Below are 19,733 nucleotides of genomic sequence, written 5' to 3'. Positions count from 1 at the left end.
ACGCGATGATCATCGCCATCGATGGCCCCGCCGCCTCCGGCAAGGGCACCCTGGCCCGCCGGCTCGCCGCGCATTACGGCCTACCTCACCTTGATACCGGTCTACTCTATCGCGCGGTGGGCGCCGCCTGCCTTGCCGCCGGCGGGCTGGGCGACGCCATGGCCGCCGCCCGAATCGCCCACGACCTCGACCTCACCTCCCTCGATGCCGATGCGCTGCGCACGGCCGAGGTGGGCGAGGCCGCATCGGTGGTGGCGGCGGTACCGGAGGTGCGCGCGGCGCTCCTTGACCTGCAACGGCGGTTCGCGGCGCAGCCCGGCGGCGCCGTGCTCGACGGGCGCGACATCGGCACGGTCATTTGCCCCGATGCCGGCGCCAAGCTGTTCGTCACGGCGACCTCCGAGGTGCGCGCCGAGCGTCGCTTCAAGGAGCTGTCCGGCCGCGGCGACGCCGTCACCTATGACGAGGTCCTCGCCGACATCCGCAAGCGCGACGCGCGCGATTCCCATCGCGCCGCCGCGCCACTGGTCCAGGCGCCCGATTCGGCGTTGCTCGATACCAGTACCCTCGGCATCGCGGAGGCTTTCGCCGCGGCCCTCGCATTGGTGGAAGCCCGGCGCGCGGGCACCTGACGGCGCCGCCGAATCAGAGCCCGGCCGCCTCCGCCCTCTCGCCCCCGGCATCGGGAGCGCCCGCCTCCGGTGCCGCGTCCGGCCTGCCCCCATTGCGGCGCCTGGGCCGCCAGGGCAGCGCGATGAACGCCAGATCATCCAGCATGTCCAAGATCTTGCCCGCCTGAACCAGTTCCTGGTCCAGGGCCGCCATGGTGCGCGCGAGGCCGGGATCATCGTCCGCGAGCCACACACGCAGGAGGCGAGCGAACAGCACCGCCAGCCCCTTGGCCCGCACCTCGCCCGCCAGCCCGGCGCAGTCGATACCGGCGGCCGCCAGCATCCAGCCCTGCGAGCGCGCGGACAGGCGCATCAGCATCAGCGCCAGCAGCGGATCGCGCTTGGCCCCCTTCACCAGGGCACCCACCGCGGCGCGATGGGGCTCCAGGGCGTCGAGCCGGCGCATGAGCACCTCGAACAGACGCTCTTTCGGCCCCTCGCCGGTCAAATCCTCCGCGTCGGGGCCGCCCTCCGCCAGCACTTGGCGATCAGTGGAGCGGAAGAAAGCGGCGAGCAGGTCATCGACCCCGCCATAGGAGGCCCGCATCTCCGACAAAGCGACACCACTCGCCGCGGCAACCGCCGCGAGGTCGATGCGCCGAAGCGGCTGCCGCGCCAGAAGATCCAGGAAGCTGCGCAGGCAAGCCTCGCGGGCGGTCTCCGATGTCATCGCTCTCTCCCTTCGGCGTGGCTCCGATTCGCGGTGCGGCCCCACCCAGGCGGGGGCACGCGCCGCGCCGGGACCGGTCAGCCGGCCAATTCTTTGCCCCGACGGGTGGCCGCCGCAACCGCCGCTTCCATCAGCGGCCCGAAGCCGCGCGCCTCGTGCATCAGCACCGCAAGGGCCGCTGCGGTGGTGCCGCCCGGAGATGTGACATTTTGGCGCAGGGTCGCGGCCGGCAGATCGGACGCATCAAGCAGGGCGCCGGAGCCGGAGACGGTGGCACGGGCGATGCGCGCGGACAGGTCCGCCGGCAGGCCCGCCGCGCGCCCGGCTTCCGCCAGCACCTCCGCCAGCAGGAACACATAGGCCGGACCGGAACCGGAAACGGCAGTGGCCGCGTCCATCAAAGCCTCGTCGTCCACCCATTCCACGATACCGATGGCGCCGAGCAGCGCACTCGCCAGCGCCCGGTCGGCGGTCGAAACGGTCGCGCTCGGCACGGCGACGCTCACGCCCCGGCCAATGGCGGCGGGAGTATTGGGGATGGCGCGCACGAGCGGCGTGCCATCGGGAAAATGATCGGCCAGAAATGCAAGGGTGCGACCGGCCATGATGGACACCACCAGTGTGCCCGGTCGGGCCAACGGCGCCACCTGGGGCACGGCGTCGGGCGCCACCTGCGGCTTCACCGCCAGCAGCAGCACGGCCGGGGCGGCCACCACATGGGCGGGCGGATTGACCGCGACACCCCGCGCCTTCAGCGCCAGCGCGACCGAATCAGGCAGGTGGGGATCGATGACCACGGCGAGATGAGGCGGCAGGCCCAGCTTCAGCCAGCCTTCCAGCATGGCCCCACCCATCTTGCCCGCGCCCAGCAGCACCACCGGGCCGGACAGATCCTTCAACACCACATCGCTCATGATCGCCTCGCATCGCAGCGGCGTTTCCTTGCGAAACCGCCGCCTTTCGAGGCTCAGCTTTAAGCCAGCCGCGCGCGGGGGGAAACCCGCCCGCGGCTGGTCTTCAAAAGCGATCAGGCTTCGCCGACGGTGTCGAACAAGGCGGTGTCCATGGCTTCGCGCGCCGTCTTGCCCGCCCAGACCACGAACTGGAAGGCCGGATAATAGCGCTCCACCGCATCGATCGCGGCATCCACGATGGCCTCGCACTGGCGATCCGAGGCGGTGGCCCCGCCCGCCAGCACCAAAGCGTGGCGGAACATGACGACACCTTCCTGGGACCAAAGGTCGAAATGGCCGAGCCACATCTGCTCGTTGATCATGGCGAGCAGTTTCAGCACTTCCGCGCGGCGCCCATCCGGCACCTTGAGATCGAACGCGCAGGCGACGTGGAGCGCCTCCAGCTCGTCCATCCACTGGAACGACACATGGCAGTCGGTCCAGCGGCAGGCGAGCGAAAGGGTGATCTCGTCGTCGTCGGAGCGCTCAAAGGCCCAGTCGTGGACAGCGGCGAGCTGCTCCACCAAGTCCACGGGATTGGCCGGCGCTTCGGCTTCAATGTCGATGAGAGACATGCCTCGACCTCGCGGTGTGAGGAACGAGAAGAGGGCCGAACACGGCTGAGGCACGGCGACGCCCGGGCAACGAGGCCAAAGGCATGCGCTCAATGCCGCGTGCCATGGAACGACCTCCTTCAAGACGAACCACTTCGACGGAGCACAGGAGAATGTCGCGCCACAGCGGCTGGCGCACATCACGCAGCCCGCCGCCAGGACCGGCCGGGACGAACCCGAGGGCCCCTTACCGCACACCACCTGTCGGGCGAGGCTACGCCCCGTCGTACGCCCGTGATACGACGAACCGGCTCCGAATCGCCACGAAAATCAGTATATCGCGGGTAAACATGGCGCCGCTACGACGGATTGTGTGCACCGCGTGGGCATGCACACAAATGCGCCGGCTCCGGATCGGCGAATCACCGGTCGCGGGGCGCGAGTATCCGCCCGGCGATCAGTCGAGGGTGCCGGAGCCGGCAGCAGCGGCGGCCAGCCTTGCCTCCAGGACGGCGAGGCGCTCGGACAAGCGCTCGTTTTCCTCGCGCGCGGCAACGGCCATATCCTTCACCGCCTCGAACTCCTCGCGCTTCACGAGGTCCATGTCGCGCAAGAAGCGCTCCACCTGGGTGCGCATCACCGTCTCGGCCTCGCGGCGGACGCCCTGCGCCACGCCTGCGGCATCGTTCAAGAGGCGGGCCATCTCGTCGAAAAAGCGGCCGGTGGTCTGGGTCATGGCGGTCTCCTGACGCTCTTGCGCTGCGGCGCGCGCCACAGCACGCGGGTCGGCGCGGCCCGAGGCGCGGCTCACATGCCGCATGGCGATCGGGGCTGAACATGGCGAGAGCGCGCGCACAGTGCAAGGCCCGCGCGGCTGCGGCACACCGGCGCCGGTGTGCGCATGCCCGCTTCCCGTCCGGCATCCTTGACGGCGACGCCCGCCCCGCGCCAGATGCGCCCGCCTCTCCGGCCCCGGCGCGCCACTTGCAGGATTTTTACAGCATGCTCGCCCTGCCCTTCCCCACCATCGACCCGGTGCTGGTGCAAATCGGCCCCCTCTCCATTCGCTGGTACGCGCTCGCCTACATCGCCGGCCTGGTGCTCGGGTGGCTGCTCGGCCGGCGGCTGGTGGCCATGCCCCGCCTGTGGGGCGGCACCTCGCCCATGAAGCCGCAGGACCTCGACGACGCCTTGTTCTGGGCCACCCTGGGCGTGATCCTCGGCGGGCGCATCGGCTATGTGCTGTTCTACAACCTGCCCCATTTCGCCGCCCATCCGGCCGATATCATCGCGGTGTGGAAGGGGGGCATGTCGTTCCATGGCGGCCTTACGGGCACCATCGTCGCGCTGGTGCTGTTCGCCCGCGCCCGCGGCATCCGCATTCTCTCCTTGCTCGATGTGGCGGGGGTGGTGGCGCCGCTCGGCCTCCTGTTCGGGCGCATCGCCAATTTCATCAATTCGGAACTGTGGGGCCGCCCGGCCGACGTGCCGTGGGCGGTGGTGTTTCCCAACGGCGGCGGCGTGCCGCGCCATCCCAGCCAGCTCTATGAAGCCGGGCTCGAAGGGATTTTGCTGTTCGTCATCATGCTGGCCGCGGTGCGCATGGGCGCCCTGAAGCGGCCGGGGCTTGCGGCCGGCCTCTTCGGCATGGGCTACGGCTGCGGGCGCATCGTCGGCGAGTTTTTCCGCGAACCGGATGTGCAGCTCGGCTATCTCGCCTTCGGCACCACCATGGGCATGTGGCTGTCGGTGCCGGTGGTGCTGGCCGGCGCCAGCCTCGCCGCCTTCGCCCTGACGCGCAAGAGGGCGTCGTGACCAGCACCCTCGCGGACGAGATCCGCGCCCTCATCGCCGCCGAGGGGCCGCTGCCGGTCAGCCGCTACATGGCGCTGTGCCTCGGCCATCCGCGCCATGGCTACTACATGACCCGCGACCCCCTGGGCGCGCGCGGCGACTTCACCACCGCACCCGAGATCAGCCAGATGTTCGGCGAGCTCCTCGGCCTGTGGGCGGTGGCGGCCTGGCAGCAGATGGGTGCGCCTTCGCCGTTTCTGCTGGTGGAGCTCGGTCCCGGACGCGGCACGCTGATGGCCGATGCCCTGCGCGCCGCCGGCGTGGCCCCCGCCTTTGGCGCCGCGGCGCGCGTGCATCTCGTGGAGACCAGCCCGGTGCTGCGGCAGGCCCAGCGCCAGACGCTCGCCGGGCACGATGTCAGTTGGCACGATCGGATCGAGGACCTGCCCGCAGGTCCTGTCATCGTGCTCGCGAACGAGTTCTTCGATGCCCTGCCCATCGATCAATACGTGCGCGCCGCCGACGGCTGGCACGAACGGCGCGTGGGCCTCGACGCGGATGGCCGCCTGATCTTCGGCCTCGATCCGCGCCCGACGCCGGTGGCCGCCGCCTTCGCCCCGCCCGGCCCCGCGCCCGATGGGGCCGTGCTGGAGCGCATGGAGAGCGGCCCCGCGCTCGCCCTCGCCCGACGGCTGGCAACCGGCGGCGGCGTGGCGCTGGTGGTCGATTACGGCCATGCCGGCGGCTTCGGCGATACGCTCCAGGCCCTGTCCCGCCACGCCTTCGCGGACCCTCTGGCCGCGCCCGGTGACGCCGATCTCACCGCCCATGTGGACTTTGCCGCCCTCGCGCGCATGGCCCTCGGCCAAGGCGCCGTTGCCTTCGGTCCCCTCCCGCAAGGTCATTTCCTGCTGCGCCTGGGTTTGGCGGAACGGGCCGAGCGGCTGATGGCGCAGGCCGGCGCCGCCGGCGAGGAGGCCATCGCCACCGCCGCCCTGCGGCTCGCCGGCACCGATGAAGGCCAGATGGGAACCCTGTTCAAGGTGCTGGCCCTCGCCGCGCCGGGTCGCGGCGCGCCGCCGGCCTTCCTGCCCGAGGAGGCGTTTCGCGGCTGAGAGCGATCCGCCTCGGAGCGAACCGCCGCCTTCGCGCCGGTGAAGGTGGACCGGCATGGCCTCCGACGGCACCGATGCGGAATGTCGAGGCCATCACGCACGAAGCAACGCTTGCACGAAAGCGGTGGCGCGCGCCGAAAACCCTTTTGCCGAAAGCCGTCTTGCCGAAAACCATGGCACGGGGCTCCCGGCGCCGGCGGGTGGCCAGCTTTAAAAGGTGGTGCCGTCAACCCGCCCCCCGCGGGCTCAGGCCGCGTTCTGCTTCAGGCCCAGCAGGCCCGCCACCTCGGCACAGGCGGGGTTTGCCATGAGGTCGGCGGGGCGCCCCTGCTGCACCACGCGCCCTTGGACGAGAATCACCAGATGATCGGCCGCCAAAGCCATCTGCCGGTCGTGGGTGGAGGCGAGCACCGCCGGACGCCCGTTGCGGCTGATGCCGATGAGTTCCGCCACCACCTCGTCGCGGGTCACCGGATCGAGCGCCGAGGTCGGTTCATCCAGCAGCAGCAATTCCGGCGCGCGGGCCAGGGCGCGCGCCAGGGCCACCCGCTGCTGCTGGCCGCCGGACAATTGCCGCGGCCGGCGATCGGCGAACGCGGCAAGACCGAAGCGCTCCAGCAACGCCACCGCCTTCGCCCGCCGGTCCGCACCGTCGAGGGAGAAGGCGACGTTCTGCCAGATCAACAGATGGGGAAACAGGCACAGGCTCTGCGGCACATAGCCGATGGGGCGCGCCTGTGGCGGCAGGCCGTCAAACGGCGTGCCTTCCGACGGAAGCAACCCGGCCAGGGCCTTCAGCATGGTGGTCTTGCCCTCGCCCGAGCGGCCGAGCAGCACGGTGAGGCCATGGACATCGAAGGCCATGTCGATGGACACCGGATGGGTCAGGCGGCAGGTGATTTTCACGGTGTGATCTTCATGGTGTGATCTTCATGGTGTGATCGCCACAGTGGCATCAAAGGTCATGAGGGTCCGTCCCAACGCCGCGTGAACACCCGCATCAACAGGGGCAGCGGCATCGCCAGCAGGAAGAACGCCCACAGCAGCGGATAGACCGCCTGCAAGCCCACATCCTGCAGGTTCACCCACAGCTTCACCGGCATGCCCTGCGGGAAATAAGCGACCACCAGCACGATGCCGAACTCGCCCACGGCCCGCACCCAGGCCACCGCCAGCCCCATGAGCAGCCCCGGCGCCGCCAGCGGCAGCGTGACCCGCCAGATCAGCGACAGCGGCCCCCGGCCGAGGGTGAGCCCCACCTCTTCCAGATCGAGCGGCACGCCCTCGAATGCCGAGCGGGCGGCAATGACGAAATAGGGGCCGGCGCCGTAGCAGGTGGCGAGGATGAAGGCCGGCGGATTGTTGGTGAGCAGCACCCCCGCCTGCTGCAGGAGGGAGCCGGCCGGCCCATAAGGCCCATAAAATGAGGCCAGCAGGATGCCGAGCGCCAGCGGCGGCGACAGGAGCGGCAGCAGCAGCAGGACGTCGGCGATCCATTTGCCGCGAAAGCGGCTGCGCGCCAGCCACCACGCGAGCGGCGTGCCGAGCACGATGATGATGCCCATCGACACGGCGCCATAGCCCAGGGATACCGAGATGGCCTCCCAATCCCCGTCGGCGAGGTGGAAATTCGACCAGTCGGTGGCGGTGGCGAGGGTGGCGAAGGGCGCCACCATCACCGCGAGCACCAGCGCCGCGAACACCGCCACGACGCCGAGAAGTCGCGAGCCTGAAAAGCCGGCTCCGGCTGAGGAAAACACGATCCGTGTCCCGATTGCTGACCCGCCGCGACTTCAGATCTTGTCGCCCTTGGGCGGACCATAGCCCGCGTCCTGGAACAGCTTCTGCCCCTCCGGGGTCAGCATGAACTTCAGGAACGCCGCGCCCGCTTCGGGATTGGGCGCATTCTTCAGCACCGCGGCGTAGAACACCATGGGCTGGGGCTTCACCGTCTCTTCCTTGCCGTCCTTGCCGGGCAGCTTGAAGCTCACGGCATCATACCATTGCGCGGCCAGGGCCGGATTGGAGAGGTTGATCTCGTCCGGCAGGGCGATGAACGGCAGCTTGGCCGAGACCGCGGCGCTCTGATAGCCGGAGCTTGCATCCACCTGCCCGGCCTCGAGACGGGTCATGGCGGAGCCTTCGGCGAAGATCTGCTGGTCGTTGTAGACGCCGCCGAGCACTTTCTGCATCAGGTCTGGCTGGTTGTAATAGCGCTGGGCCAGAAGGAAGGTGAAAATGATGTTCTGGCCCTGCGGGTCGGTGGCGGGATCGGTACGGCCGAACGTCACGTTCGGGCTTTCGAGCACCTTCCACCACTCCGTCTTGCCCGCCTTCGCCGCCTCGAACTCGGCCGCATGGGGCCCCTGGGCGTTGTAGACAATGACCATGGCGGTGCTCGCCACCGGCACCGCGCCATCCACAAGACCCGCCTTCTTCAGGATCTCGATCGGCCCGGGCGTGATCGACACGAACACGTCGGCCTGGATCTGGCCGCCGGCGATGAGCCGGGCGAGGCCATAGGCACCCTGGCCGATACCCTGGAACGGCGCGCCGCTCTGCTGGGTGAAGGCCGGGCCGAGCGCCCGATCCATCACCACGCCCATGGAGCCCGCATAGGCCACCCGGACCGGCTCGGCCGCCTGTGCCCCCACAGGACCCGAGGCGCCACCGCCCAGGATGCTCAATCCAAGGGCCATCAGCCCCAGCAGGAAAGCCCGTCTGCGCATCTTTTTCCCCCAGAACGGCACGCCGCGATCCTCGCCGGCCCGCCGGTGCCCCAGTGCAGAATTATATTCACCTGAATATAGCTGAGATCAACCGCCGCGCGACCGCAAACGGGCCGCAAGTCCCGTCCGCACACGGGTGCCGCCGGTCTGACCGCGGCGAGAGCACAAGACGCAACGTCAGCCTTGAGCCGCCCGCGGGGATGGAGCGCAGCCCCGCCGCCGACGGCCGATCCGCGGAACCGGGAATCCGCGCGCCTCGTCCCGTTAACGAGAAAGCGCTACACACTGTTTTCACGGCCATCAGAAAGCCATGAGGACGCGACCCATGAAGATCGAGGCTCTCTCCCTCGCGAGCCTGCCCGGCATCCGCCATGCCTTCTTCACCCGCGCGGGTGGGGTATCGACCGGGGTCTATGCGAGCCTGAACGGGGGCATGGGCTCCGCCGACGCCCCCGAGGCGGTGCAGGAAAACCGCGCCCGCATGGCCGCGGCCCTCGGGCTTCACGCGCCGCATTTGCTGGCCTGCTGGCAGGTGCACTCGGCCGATGCGGTGCTCGCCACCACACCGTGGACGCGCGAAGAGGCCCCCAAGGCCGATGCCATCGTCACCCGCACGCCCGGCCTGGGCGCGGCGGTATCCATTGCCGATTGCGGTCCGGTGCTGTTCGCCGATCCGGAGGCGCGGGTGGTGGCCGCCGCCCATTCGGGCTGGAAGGGCGCCCTCGGCGGCGTCATCGGCGCCACCGTGGCCTTGATGGAGGCCCAGGGCGCGCGGCGCGGCGCCATCCGAGCCGTGATCGGGCCGCTCATCCGCCAGTCGAGCTATGAGGTGGGCGAGGATTTCGTGACCCGCGTCCTCGGCGTGGACAAGCACTACGCCCGCTTCTTCGCCCCCGCCGATCGGCCGCACCACGCCTTATTCGATCTGCCGGGCTTCATCCGCATGCGGCTGGAGGATGCCGGCGTGCACCAGATCGAAGACCTCATGCTGGACACTTACACCGACGAGGCGCGCTTCTATTCCTTCCGGCGCGCCACCCATCGCAAGGAAGCCGACTATGGCCGGCTCATCGCCGCCATCGCCTTGGCGCCCGATGCACCTTGATCCGCGGGCGCCTGCCTTGATTCGCGGGCGCGCGCCCTGGGCGCCCGGCGCCCGACTCCTGGCGACGGCCCTCCTGTACCCATCGCCCATCAACGGCCCGGCCGCCGCGACCGATTTCGCCGATGGCCTGAAGGGCGGTCACCGGCTTCGGGCTGGGCGCGACTTTCAAACTGCGGATGGGGCGCCCCGCCGGACGCGGAGAGGGATGCACGCCTCGCCAATGGCGCCCAGCTCGTCAACACGGGTCGTCTGCTCCGTGGGGGCCGGCGCTGGCGCCACGTGGCCCCGAGGGGACGGATGCGCCCGGAGCGGCTGGGTTCAGGGCCGCCACCTGCGGGAAGCCGCGCCATGCCGGGCGCGGCGTGACGGGCACGCCATTCACGGCACGGCATAGACCACCGCGCCGCCGGTGAGCCCCGCGCCCACCGCCGTCATCAGCACCCGCTCTCCGCGCTCCAGCGGACGCGCCTCGGCGCTCGCGGCCAGCGAGAAGGGAATGGTGGCGGCAGAGGAATTGCCGAACTCGGCGATGGTGGACACCACGCTTTCCGGTGCCAGACCAAGGGCCTTGCGCACCGCCTCGAAAATGCGCGTGTTCGCTTGGTGCGGCACGAAGCGGGTGATCGCGGCCGCGTCCACCCCCGCCTCCTCCATGGCGCGGCGCGCGCTGTCGGTCATCATTTCCACCGCCAGGGTGAAGACCGCGCGGCCATCGGGCATGGTCATCAGCAGATCCTGCGCGCTGATATCGGGCGCATAGGGCCTGCGGCTGCCGCCGGCGGGAATGTGGATCAGGCCGTAATGGGCGCCGTCACCGGTCAGATGGGCCCCGACGAGCCCCGCATCGGCCGTATCCGAGGGCACGAGCAGTGCCGCGCCGGCCGCATCCGCGAACAGCACCGCGCTCGACCGGTCCTCGGGATTGATGCGGCGGCTCAGGATGTTGGCGGCCACCACCAGCACCGGGCGCCCCCGCGTCCGCACCAAGCCATCCGCCAGGGTGAGCGCATAAAGAAAGCCGGAGCAGGCGCCGGCGAGATCGACCCCGCCCGCGCGCGCCAATCCCAGCCGGTGCGCCAGCAGCGGCGCCGACGGCGGCAGCAAATGATCGGGCGTGGAGGTGGCGAGCAGCAGCAGCCCGACATCCTCCGTCTTGACGCCGGCCGCCTCCAGCGCCTGGGCGGCGGCGGGCAGGGCCATGTCGGTCAAGGCCTCCCCAGGCGCCGCGTAGCGCCGCGCCTGGATGCCGGTGCGCCGCGCGATCCAGCCGGCATCGAGCCCGAGCATCGCTTCCAGCTCGGCGTTCTCCACCCGCCGCGCCGGCGCGTGTCGACCAAGGCCGGCGATGCGGCTCGCCGGCGCGCCCCTCACGCCAGTACCCCGGGCGCGGCGTCGATGGCGGCATAGATCTCGGCGAGATCCCCCTGCGTGACGCAATAGGGCGGCATCACATAAAGGGTGTTGCCGAGCGGGCGCAGCAGCAACCCGCGCTCCAGGAAGTAGGCCATGAGACGGGGCGCCACCTGGGCCAGATAGCCCGCATCCCCCACCTTGAGATCGAGCGCCGTGATGGTGCCGCACCGGCGCACATTCTCGAACCGTGGGTCGTCCCGGAACGGCTCCAGCCCAGCATTCTGCCACGCCGCAAGGGTGGCGACCCGCTGTGCCACCGGCTCCTCGCGCCACACCTGGACATTGGCGAGCCCGGCGGCGCAGGCGATGGGATTGGCGGTGTAGGACGACGAATGAAAGAAGGTGCGCGCGCGATCCATGGAATAATGGGCGGCGAAGATATCCTCCCGGCACAAGGTGGCGGCCAGCGGCAGGAAACCGCCGGTGAGCCCCTTGGACAGGCACAGGATGTCGGGGCTGATGCCCGCCTGGGTCGAGGCGAACAGGGTGCCGGTGCGGCCCCAGCCCGTCATCACCTCATCGGCGATGAACAGCACGCCATGGGCCTCGCAGATGCGCTTCATGGCGGCGAGCACCTCCGGGCAATATGTGCGCATGCCGCCCGCGCCCAGCACCAGGGGTTCCACGATGAAGGCCGCCGGCGCCTCCGCGCAGTGGGCCGCGAGCGCGTTCAAGGTTTCCTCCTCCCGTCCGGGACGGGGGAAGGGAATGCGCTTCACGTCGAACAGCAGCGGTGCGTAGGCCGCATTGAACACGCCGCGCTCGCCCACCGACATGGTGCCGATGGTGTCGCCGTGATAGCTGCCCTCCATCACGATCACCGAGGTGCGCGCGACTCCCATGTGGCGCCAGTAGCCCAGGGCCATTTTCAGCGCCACTTCCACGCTTGTGGAGCCGCTGTCGGAATAGAACACCCGCGACAGGCCCTCGGGCGCCAGCGCCACCAGCTCGCGCGCCAGGGCTTCCGCCGGCGCGTGGGTGAAGCCGGCAAAGATGATCTGGTCGAGGGTATCGGCCTGCGCCTTCACCGCCTCCACGATGCGCGGATGGCGATGCCCGTGGGTCACCACCCACCACGAGGAAATCGCATCGAGAATGCGCGTGCCGTCCGGCGTGAAGAGATAGGCCCCTTCGCTGCGCGCGATGGGCGTCATGACGGGCTGAAGGGCGTGCTGGGTGAAAGGGTGCCAGATGGGTGAACCACAGGAAATGGCGCCGCTCATGAAAGCTTGGGTCCTTTTGGGCCTTCGAGGAAATCCTCCCGCCGGAAGCCGTCCGCGAATGCGGTGGCGAGCGTTCCGGGGGTCAGCGGATCGACGGGCGGGAGGGTGCCGAGCACCGGCACCGCGCCGAGGCGGGAAATCATGCGCGCGTTCTCCGCGTGTGGCGGGCCGATGAGCACCACGCCCAGCACCGGCACCGAACGGCGGCACAATGCCTCCAGCGAAAGCAGCGTGTGATTAAGAGTGCCGAGCCCGGAGCGGGCGCACAGCACCACCGGCAGCCGCCAGCGAGCGAACATGTCGATGAACAACAGATCATCGGTGAGCGGCACCATCAGCCCGCCCGCGCCCTCGATCACCAGGGGCTTTTCGGGGTCGTCCGGCGGCGGCGCGAGCCGGGTCGCCTCGATGCGCACCCCATCGATGGCGGCGGCGAGGTGCGGCGAGGCCGGCGTCCGCAGCCGATAGGCCTCCGGCAGCACATCGCCCGGCGCCAGCCCGCCGAGGCGCGCGGCCGCCTGCGAATCGGTCTCCTCGTCGAGGCCCGACTGCACCGGCTTCCAATAGCGCGCCTTGAGAAATCCGGCGAGGCCGGCGCTGAACACGGTCTTGCCGATGCCGGTGTCGGTACCCGTCACCACTAGGCGGGTCATGCCGCGCGGCTCCCCATCTCCTGCGCCAGCGCATCCACCAAAGCGGTCACGTCCGCCGCCTCCACATTGAGGGTGAGTGAGACGCGCAGCCGCGCCGTACCCTCCGGCACCGTCGGCGGACGCACGCCGCGCACGTCGAAGCCCCTGGCCTGCAACGCGGCGGCGAGCGCCATGGCGCGGCCGTTGTCGCCCACGATCACCGGCTGAATCTGCGAGCCCGAGGCGGTCACGCCGATACGCCCCAGCTCCCGCCCGGCGTGGGCCACCAGGGCCGCGAGCCGATCCCGGCGCTCCGGCTCGCGCGCCAGCACCTCCAGCGCCGCTTCCGCCGCCACCGCCATCAGCGGCGAAGGGGCGGTCGCGAAGATGAAGGGCCGCGACCGGTTCACCAGGAAGTCGCACAGCACCTTCGCGCCCGCCAGCAATGCGCCGGAACCGCCCAGTGCCTTGCCGCAGGTATGCAGCACCAGCACGTTCTCCCGCCCCTCGAACGGCGCGGCGAGCCCCCGCCCCTCGGTCCCGTAGACGCCGGTGGCATGGGCCTCGTCGATGAAGAAGAAAGCGTCGTTGGCCTCCGCCAGCGCCATCAGCTCCGCCAGGGGCGCCCGGTCGCCGTCCATGCTGTAGAGGCTCTCCACCACGATCCACACCCGGCCGGTGCCGCCGGCGGCACGGAAGCGGCGGATTTCGTCCGCGAACGCCGCGACATCGTTGTGGCGGGCGGTGACGGCGAGCGCCCGGCCCGCCCGCGCGCCTTCATGGGCGCTGGCGTGCACAAGCTCGTCCATCACGACGAGGTCGCCCTTTTGCGGCAAGGCTGTGAGCGCCGCGAAATTCGCCACGAAGCCGCCGCCGAAGTACAGCGCCCGCTCGACACGGAAGAAGCGCGCGGCGGCTGCCTCCAGACGCTCATGCTCCGGCGTGTTGCCACGCAGGAGGCGCGAGCCGCCGGCCCCCACCGGGGTCCCGTCATCGATCGCGCGGCGCACCGCGGCGGCGAGCTTGCCGGAGGCGGCAAGGCCTAGATAATCGTTGGACGCGAAGTCGAGCCCGGCGCGAGGGGCCAGGGTGCGCAGGCGGTCCTTGCGTTCGAGCCCGCGCAGGGTCGCGGCATAGCGCTCCAGCAGATCGGAGCCGCCGGTGTCGCTCATTCGGCCGCGGCCGCCGCCATGGAGGCGCAGGGCGCCTCGACCTCGATGGTCTCCACCTCCACCTTCAGCTCCATGGGGTGGATGCCCAGGCGCTGGAACAACACCGCGTCCTTGTCCTCCTCCGGATTGCCGGCGGTGAGCAGGGTTTCGCCCACGAAAATCGAGTTGGCGCCCGCGAAGAAGCACATGGCCTGCATCTCGTCGCTCATCTCGGTGCGGCCAGCCGACAGGCGCACATGGGAGGTGGGCATCATGATGCGGGCGAGTGCGATGGTGCGCACGAAGTCGATGGGATCCACCTTCGGCGCATGTTCCAGGGGTGTGCCGGGGATGGCGATGAGCATGTTGATGGGCACGCTGTCCGGCGGCTCGGGCAAATTGGCGAGGGTGACGAGCATGTCCACCCGATCCTGCGCCGTCTCGCCGAGGCCCAGGATGCCCCCCGAGCACACCTTGATGCCGGCCTCGCGCACGTTGTCCAGCGTCTCCAGCCGGTCTGCGAAGGTGCGGGTGGTGATGACGCTGGCGTAATGGGCTTCCGAGGTGTCGATGTTGTGGTTGTAATAATCGAGGCCCGCCGCCTTCAGCCGGCCCGCCTGATCGGGGCTGAGCATGCCGAGCGTCATGCAGGTTTCCATGCCGAGGGCCTTCACCCCCTCCACCATGGCGACCACGAAGCCCATGTCGCGCTCCTTGGGGCTGCGCCAGGCGGCGCCCATGCAATAGCGCGTGGCACCCGCGTCGCGGGCCTTGCGCGCCTCAACGAGCACCCGTTCCACTTCCATGAGCTTGGAGGCGGACAGCTCGGCCTCGTTGCGCGCGGACTGGCTGCAATAGCCGCAATCCTCCGGGCAACCGCCGGTCTTGATGGAGAGCAGGCGACTCAGCTGCACGGCGTTGGGATCGAAGTGCGCGCGGTGAACCGTCTGGGCCTGAAACAGAAGATCGTTGAACGGCGCGCCATAGAGCGCAAGCGCCTCGTCCCGGGCCCATTTGCGGCGCGACGCTTCGCTCTGCGAAGCCACTGCGTCCTCGATCCTCGCGGCGACCGACATGTTCACTCCCGAACGTTTTTCGACCCCGCGCCGCTGGTGTCCCCTTGGGTCCCTTAGGGATCCGGCGCGGAAAGGGCGGACCTTATCCAATGACGGCGGCGCAGGGAATAGCCCCGTGCCCCCCGAGGTTCCCTCTTTGTCCGCGCGCCGGCTTGGGTTACCAATGACGAAAGCTGGGATCCATGCCTCATGAACGCCATCACCTCGCTCAAGTCGTTCTTCATCGGCCGCGTGAGCGGCCTGGGCGCTCCCCTTTATGCCCATGCGGGACGGATCACGGTGCCCCTCGACGATCCCCACGACGAACTCGCTGACCACGCGCCCGACCACGACCCAGCGGAAGGGCAGTCGTTCGCCATCGACTATGAGGACCACGCGGGCAATCTCAGCCACCGGCGCATTTCGGTGTGGGCCATCCAGCGCAATGTCGAAGGCATTCCCATCCTGCTCGCCAAGTGCCACGAGCGGCAGGCCGCCCGCGCCTTCCGCGTGGACCGGATCAAGGCCGTGACCGATTTCGATGGCACCCGGCGCGAGCCGCTCTCCCGCTTTTTCTTCGAGACCTTCGGCTTCACCTGGCCCAAGGATGCCATCATCGTACCCGACCCGGAACCGGCCGATGCCCGGTGGGACCGCATCCGCACCCTCATCAACCGCTCGGGCGTGGTGCTGCTGGTGGCCCTGGCGCTGGCGGACGGCGATCTCGGCGCGGCGGAGATGGAAGAAATCCAATTCTTCTGCGAGCGCACCTGCGCGGGCGCCGGGCTCGACCTGACCGGTGGCGAGCGCGAGCGCCTCGCCGCTTATCTCGGCCGCCTGCGCCCCACCGAGGAGAGCATCGACACCGCCCTCGACACCCTGTTGGAGAGCGCGCGGCCCACCATCTCCGCCTTGCTCAAGGCCGGTCTCAAGGTGATCGGGGCCGACGGTGTCCTGAACGAAGAAGAAGCGGTTCTCCTGGACAGCTTCTGCATCACGCTCACCGGGCAAGGCCTGCTCTGAGCCGTTCCGCTCACCGCGCCTCGCGCCTGCTCCCACCCCCCCGTTGCGCCGATGCCCGTTCCGCACGCGAGCCGCGCCCGCTGCGCGTGATAAGCCGGTCATCGGCCGGGTGGCGCCTCGTTGGATTCGCGGAATTCAAAGATCTTGCGCAGGAAGCCCGGAGCCACCGCGGAGATCGGGTTCACGCGCAAGGTCGGTCCGCTTAAGGGTCCCACCACCTCGAAGGTGACGCCGAGCAGCCCCCCATTCGGGCCGCCCCCCAGCAGCATGCCGAGCACCGGCAGCTTCGAGAAGAGGGTGTTGAGCGCGTAGGCCGGCACGAAGGTGCCGCGCATGGACACCCGGTTGGCCGCGAAATCCAGCGAACCATCGAACGTAACACCCGCCGAGGTGCCCCAGATGGCCCCCTCCTTGAAGGTGATCTTGCCGGTGGTGCGCACGAACTGGGCTTCCGCTTTCTCGAACGCCGCCGATCCATCGACGATGTTGCCGGAGGAATCCCGCACGGCGCTCGAGAGCTGGGTGAGGCCCGGCTCTCCCTTCACGAAGAAGTTGCGCACATGCAACACCCCTTCCTGTGGAGTGGTGTCGCTGCGCGGCGGGTCCACCACCAGCCATGCGTCCCCCCCTTGCATCTTGGGATAGATGTCGAGGAAACGCAGCAGGGCGCCGGCATCCCGCGTCACCACCTGGAGCGCGCGGCCGTGGCCCTGCCAGTTGCCCATCGTGCCAGCCACGGAACCGTCACGCCCCACCTTCGCGGTGAGGTTGAAATCCTGGATCTCCACTCCGCGCCGGGCCAGGGTCAGGTCCATCTGGCGCATCACCTCGCCGTTGTTTCCGGTCAGCGCGCCCACCTTGGCCTCGAGGTCCACGTCCGGCAGCTTGGTTTGGCGGCGGTTCTGCGCCGGGGTCGGCGTGCTCATGAGGCTCTTCATAATGCCGCGGGCGTCGATGACCTCGCCGGTGATGCGGACCTTCAGCACGTCACCGACCTTGTCCGCCTTCAGCGCGGCCTTGTCCCCATCGGAGAGCTGGAACACGGGGAATTGCGCGGAGATCAGGTCGCCCGTATCGGACAATTCCAGCCCGCCCTTGAGCAGCGTGCCTGAGCCTTCCATGACGAGATCGTTGAGCCGCACCGTGCGGCCCTGGTCGTTCATGGTGAACCGCGCCTTGAGCGGCTTGCCGGCCGGCTTGCTAAGGCCGGGGATGAGATCGGAGATGCGGGCCGCGGTGAGGTCCACCTCAATGGTGGCGCGGGTGTCCACATTGTTGGTGGTGCCGTCGAAGCGCACGGGCACCACGCCGGAAACGCCCGGCACATCCACCCCGAGCTTGGCGCGGGCGGCATCGTCCAGATTGGCGTTGATATGGAGGACGGCGTCCGCCACATCCTTCTTCTTCTCATATTCAAAGGAGATGGGCGCGCCACCCAGCTTGCCGTTGCCCCGCAGCAGCACCCCGGCCGGGGTCGCGAACGCATCCACCGTCGCCCCTTCAAGACGCAGCGTCTTGAACACCTTGTCCACGCCGAAATCGGTGAGAGTGGCGTCGAGCGAATAGTCGAGGTCGCCCGGCAGCGGCACCTTGCGGAAGGTGATGAATACCTTGAGCGCGGCCGAGAACTTGCCCCGTGTGGTGGACGGATCAAACGCGGTGCCGGTCGGCCCCTTCAAGGGCTCCATGCCGAGCACCTCCACCGCCGCGTCGGCGGGACCGGCGAAGCGCACGGAAATCTGCGCCGACGGCTCACGCGGGAAATAGTCCGGCATGAACATGACGCCCTCGCTCACCGCGATCTTGCGGCTCTGCGGGGTCACCATGGTGCCCTCCGGCATGTCGATGCGCACCGTCCGACCGGTGACGACGACGGCGAGGCCCGCGTCGCCCACCGCCGGCAGTCCCTTCACCGGACGCAGGGTGATGCCCTTGCCATTGATGGTGAAGTGAACGCTATCCTCCGGCAGCGGCACCTGCTTCTGGCCGATGAGATCGATGGGGATGTTCACCAGCAGGTTGATGTCGCTGGCGGTGCCGCCCGACACGTTCTCGATGGCGAACTGGCGCGCCGGCGGCGCGATGCTGACAGGCCAGAAGCGCTTCACGGTGGCGACCGGCATGGGCGAGCCGGCCCCCTGCATCTTGAGATAGGGCACCGGAACCCCGAAATCGAAGGTGGCGGTGAAGGTGAAGCTGCCCACCCTGCTGCCGAGCAGGCCCCGCTCCACCCTCAGTTGCCGGGTGGCGGTATCGTACTGGCCATCGAGCAGCACCTGATCGATGACGAGCGGGGGCTCGTCCATCTCCGGCCCGGCCAGCACCACCTGACTTTGGACGATGCTGAAGGTCCAGGGGTCGCGCGCGCGCTGGGGCACGTTGATCTCGCCCTTGAGCGCGATCTTGTTCTCGTTCTTGGCGGCGACGATGGGGTCCAGCACGATCACCCGCCGCGCCGGATCGAGCCGGGCGACGATGCGGGCGGAATCGATGATGAAGCGCTCCTGCGGCTCCTCGCCATTGCCGATGGCGCCCGGCCCCAGCTCCAGCATGGCCTCGGCCGCCTTCAAGTCTCCGTCCATGGCGAGGCGCGCGGTGAACTTCGCGTTCAGCGGCGTGTCCATGTAGAAGCGGCGATGATCCTGGCTGAACGCCTGCACCAGATCGCGGGTGGAGATGTCATTGACCACCACCTCCACCGCGCGCTCCCCATCCTTGGCGGGGGCGATGCGGGCGACGGCGGTGGACACCCCTTCCGGCCCCTGGGAGGTGAAGGTCAGTTCCGCGCCGCCACCGGGCATCCGCGCGAGTCGCACCGAAATATGCTGAAAGGTGATGCTGCGGCCCGAGCTTTCGTTTTCGACGATCAGCGTGCCGTCTTTCAGGCCCACATCGGCGAGCGCGCCGCCGTCGAATCCGGACGCGTCCAGTTCCTTCAGCCATTGGGCGAGAAAGTTCAGGCGCAACGGATCGATGTCCGCGGCGGCATCGGCGGGCGTCCCCGCCGCCGGGCTATCTCCGGCGCCGGTCGGGACCGGCGGGGCAGACCCGGCGCCGGTCGGTGTCACCGGCGCGGACGAGAGCGCCGTCTTGCTCGGCTTCGCGCCGCCGCCGGAGGCCACCGCCACCGCGAGCTGACCCGAGGCGCTGATATGGACCGTCATCTCCGCCCCGACGAGATCGATCCGCCGCGCCTTGGGCATCAGCGACAGCAGCGAGCCCTCCAGCTCCACCTCGGCGCTGGGCGCGCTCGCCAGCAAGTCCCCGTTGGGAGCGAACACCTTGATGTCGTGCACCACCACCGCGGTGGCGCCATCAGCGGCGCGCTCCATGGTGGTGGAGCCGATGGAGACCTTGCGGTCTCCCCCGATTCGGTCCTCCAAGGCCTGCTCGATATAAGGGGTGGCCACGTTCGCGGTGACGACGCCGGTGGCGATCAGGGCGTACAGCACCAGCGCGGCAGCGCCACCAAGGGCGATGACACCCAGCAATATGCTCGCGAGCACGCGCGCGATGCGGCCGCGTGGCACCAGCGCCCCCATGAGGGAGCGGATGTGCGCGTGCCGCGGTCTGCGCCGCTGCGATGCGGGCGTCGGCCCAATCTCCACCATGCCCGCGTGGTCCTCCCGCAACAATCCGCATCAT

Annotated in this window: 18 protein-coding genes; 5 read left to right on the top strand and 13 right to left on the bottom strand. The window is 69.4% G+C overall.

The features are described from left to right. Positions 1 to 5: 5 nt before the first annotated feature. Positions 6 to 632 carry a (d)CMP kinase gene (gene cmk / locus HUW53_RS05265; RefSeq protein ID WP_237344708.1) on the top strand — a complete coding sequence of 209 codons (627 nt, stop codon included), beginning with the start codon at positions 6 to 8 and terminating at the stop codon, positions 630 to 632. Positions 633 to 645: 13 nt separating this feature from the next. On the opposite strand, the gene HUW53_RS05260 is transcribed toward cmk, so the two are convergent. From HUW53_RS05260 to HUW53_RS05245, 4 genes are all read right to left on the bottom strand, one after another. Continuing rightward, complete coding sequence (locus HUW53_RS05260; RefSeq protein ID WP_237344707.1) at positions 646 to 1,341, bottom strand: TetR/AcrR family transcriptional regulator; 696 nt, start codon at positions 1,339 to 1,341, stop codon at positions 646 to 648. Positions 1,342 to 1,418: 77 nt separating this feature from the next. Next, positions 1,419 to 2,255, bottom strand: a complete 837-nt coding sequence (proC, locus tag HUW53_RS05255) for a pyrroline-5-carboxylate reductase (protein ID WP_237344706.1) — start codon at positions 2,253 to 2,255, stop codon at positions 1,419 to 1,421. Between the two features lie 113 nt (positions 2,256 to 2,368). Next, complete coding sequence (locus HUW53_RS05250) at positions 2,369 to 2,869, bottom strand: type III secretion system chaperone family protein (RefSeq protein WP_237344705.1); 501 nt, start codon at positions 2,867 to 2,869, stop codon at positions 2,369 to 2,371. A 436-nt stretch (positions 2,870 to 3,305) separates the two neighbouring features. Then, positions 3,306 to 3,584, bottom strand: coding sequence for an accessory factor UbiK family protein (locus HUW53_RS05245; protein WP_237344704.1), 279 nt, complete (start codon positions 3,582 to 3,584; stop codon positions 3,306 to 3,308). A 266-nt stretch (positions 3,585 to 3,850) separates the two neighbouring features. Here HUW53_RS05245 and lgt point away from each other — a divergent pair, with 266 nt between their 5' ends. Then, entirely contained in the window at positions 3,851 to 4,663 is an 813-nt protein-coding gene (gene lgt, locus HUW53_RS05240) for a prolipoprotein diacylglyceryl transferase (RefSeq protein ID WP_237344703.1), read from the top strand. Further along, complete coding sequence (locus tag HUW53_RS05235) at positions 4,660 to 5,757, top strand: class I SAM-dependent methyltransferase (RefSeq protein ID WP_237344702.1); 1,098 nt, start codon at positions 4,660 to 4,662, stop codon at positions 5,755 to 5,757. Before lgt ends, HUW53_RS05235 begins: the two co-directional genes overlap by 4 nt. Before the next feature lie 246 nt (positions 5,758 to 6,003). On the opposite strand, the gene HUW53_RS05230 is transcribed toward HUW53_RS05235, so the two are convergent. From HUW53_RS05230 to HUW53_RS05220, 3 genes are read right to left on the bottom strand one after another with little or no spacing between them, the layout of a single operon-like run. Beyond that, on the bottom strand, positions 6,004 to 6,663 hold the full coding sequence (locus tag HUW53_RS05230) for an ABC transporter ATP-binding protein (RefSeq protein WP_237344701.1): 660 nt from the start codon (positions 6,661 to 6,663) through the stop codon (positions 6,004 to 6,006). Positions 6,664 to 6,719: 56 nt separating this feature from the next. Beyond that, positions 6,720 to 7,517 carry a molybdate ABC transporter permease subunit gene (locus HUW53_RS05225; protein ID WP_237344700.1) on the bottom strand — a complete coding sequence of 266 codons (798 nt, stop codon included), beginning with the start codon at positions 7,515 to 7,517 and terminating at the stop codon, positions 6,720 to 6,722. Positions 7,518 to 7,550: 33 nt separating this feature from the next. Next, a complete protein-coding gene (locus HUW53_RS05220) occupies positions 7,551 to 8,486 on the bottom strand; it encodes an extracellular solute-binding protein (protein WP_237344699.1) in 936 nt (311 codons plus the stop codon). 325 nt (positions 8,487 to 8,811) lie between these two features. Between HUW53_RS05220 and pgeF the strand changes: the two genes are divergently transcribed. Further along, on the top strand, positions 8,812 to 9,591 hold the full coding sequence (gene pgeF / locus HUW53_RS05215) for a peptidoglycan editing factor PgeF (protein ID WP_237344698.1): 780 nt from the start codon (positions 8,812 to 8,814) through the stop codon (positions 9,589 to 9,591). A 378-nt stretch (positions 9,592 to 9,969) separates the two neighbouring features. Here pgeF and HUW53_RS05210 read toward each other — a convergent pair whose 3' ends face one another. The 5 genes from HUW53_RS05210 to bioB are packed head-to-tail and all read right to left on the bottom strand — an operon-like array spanning position 9,970 to position 15,086. Beyond that, positions 9,970 to 10,962, bottom strand: a complete 993-nt coding sequence (locus HUW53_RS05210) for a beta-ketoacyl-ACP synthase III (protein ID WP_237344697.1) — start codon at positions 10,960 to 10,962, stop codon at positions 9,970 to 9,972. Beyond that, positions 10,959 to 12,227: an adenosylmethionine--8-amino-7-oxononanoate transaminase gene (locus HUW53_RS05205; RefSeq protein WP_237344696.1), complete on the bottom strand. Its 1,269-nt coding sequence runs from the start codon at positions 12,225 to 12,227 to the stop codon at positions 10,959 to 10,961. Before HUW53_RS05205 ends, HUW53_RS05210 begins: the two co-directional genes overlap by 4 nt. After that, positions 12,224 to 12,880, bottom strand: a complete 657-nt coding sequence (gene bioD, locus HUW53_RS05200) for a dethiobiotin synthase (RefSeq protein ID WP_237344695.1) — start codon at positions 12,878 to 12,880, stop codon at positions 12,224 to 12,226. Before bioD ends, HUW53_RS05205 begins: the two co-directional genes overlap by 4 nt. After that, positions 12,877 to 14,031: an 8-amino-7-oxononanoate synthase gene (locus tag HUW53_RS05195; RefSeq protein WP_237344694.1), complete on the bottom strand. Its 1,155-nt coding sequence runs from the start codon at positions 14,029 to 14,031 to the stop codon at positions 12,877 to 12,879. The genes bioD and HUW53_RS05195 overlap by 4 nt, the downstream gene beginning before the upstream one ends. Next, positions 14,028 to 15,086, bottom strand: coding sequence for a biotin synthase BioB (bioB, locus tag HUW53_RS05190; RefSeq protein WP_237344693.1), 1,059 nt, complete (start codon positions 15,084 to 15,086; stop codon positions 14,028 to 14,030). The genes HUW53_RS05195 and bioB overlap by 4 nt, the downstream gene beginning before the upstream one ends. A gap of 189 nt (positions 15,087 to 15,275) precedes the next feature. Here bioB and HUW53_RS05185 point away from each other — a divergent pair, with 189 nt between their 5' ends. Beyond that, a complete protein-coding gene (locus tag HUW53_RS05185) occupies positions 15,276 to 16,088 on the top strand; it encodes a WYL domain-containing protein (RefSeq protein WP_237344692.1) in 813 nt (270 codons plus the stop codon). Positions 16,089 to 16,186: 98 nt separating this feature from the next. On the opposite strand, the gene HUW53_RS21955 is transcribed toward HUW53_RS05185, so the two are convergent. Next, positions 16,187 to 19,618, bottom strand: coding sequence for a DUF3971 domain-containing protein (locus HUW53_RS21955; RefSeq protein ID WP_237344691.1), 3,432 nt, complete (start codon positions 19,616 to 19,618; stop codon positions 16,187 to 16,189). Positions 19,619 to 19,733 lie beyond the last annotated feature (115 nt).

It is taken from the genome of Xanthobacter agilis, assembly GCF_021730435.1.
Taxonomy (GTDB): domain Bacteria; phylum Pseudomonadota; class Alphaproteobacteria; order Rhizobiales; family Xanthobacteraceae; genus Xanthobacter; species Xanthobacter agilis.
The sequence above is the reverse complement of the archived record's forward strand: the minus strand, read 5'-3'. Positions and strand labels throughout refer to the sequence as shown.

What these genes read in the sequence shown, in the direction of transcription:
- cmk (WP_237344708.1), top strand. Translation starts at nt 6, where the DNA reads ATGATCATCGCCATCGATGGCCCCGCCGCCTCCGGCAAGGGCACCCTG.
- HUW53_RS05260 (WP_237344707.1), bottom strand. Translation starts at nt 1,341, where the DNA reads ATGACATCGGAGACCGCCCGCGAGGCTTGCCTGCGCAGCTTCCTGGAT.
- proC (WP_237344706.1), bottom strand. Translation starts at nt 2,255, where the DNA reads ATGAGCGATGTGGTGTTGAAGGATCTGTCCGGCCCGGTGGTGCTGCTG.
- HUW53_RS05250 (WP_237344705.1), bottom strand. Translation starts at nt 2,869, where the DNA reads ATGTCTCTCATCGACATTGAAGCCGAAGCGCCGGCCAATCCCGTGGAC.
- HUW53_RS05245 (WP_237344704.1), bottom strand. Translation starts at nt 3,584, where the DNA reads ATGACCCAGACCACCGGCCGCTTTTTCGACGAGATGGCCCGCCTCTTG.
- lgt (WP_237344703.1), top strand. Translation starts at nt 3,851, where the DNA reads ATGCTCGCCCTGCCCTTCCCCACCATCGACCCGGTGCTGGTGCAAATC.
- HUW53_RS05220 (WP_237344699.1), bottom strand. Translation starts at nt 8,486, where the DNA reads ATGCGCAGACGGGCTTTCCTGCTGGGGCTGATGGCCCTTGGATTGAGC.
- pgeF (WP_237344698.1), top strand. Translation starts at nt 8,812, where the DNA reads ATGAAGATCGAGGCTCTCTCCCTCGCGAGCCTGCCCGGCATCCGCCAT.
- HUW53_RS05205 (WP_237344696.1), bottom strand. Translation starts at nt 12,227, where the DNA reads ATGAGCGGCGCCATTTCCTGTGGTTCACCCATCTGGCACCCTTTCACC.
- bioD (WP_237344695.1), bottom strand. Translation starts at nt 12,880, where the DNA reads ATGACCCGCCTAGTGGTGACGGGTACCGACACCGGCATCGGCAAGACC.
- HUW53_RS05195 (WP_237344694.1), bottom strand. Translation starts at nt 14,031, where the DNA reads ATGAGCGACACCGGCGGCTCCGATCTGCTGGAGCGCTATGCCGCGACC.
- bioB (WP_237344693.1), bottom strand. Translation starts at nt 15,086, where the DNA reads ATGTCGGTCGCCGCGAGGATCGAGGACGCAGTGGCTTCGCAGAGCGAA.
- HUW53_RS05185 (WP_237344692.1), top strand. Translation starts at nt 15,276, where the DNA reads ATGAACGCCATCACCTCGCTCAAGTCGTTCTTCATCGGCCGCGTGAGC.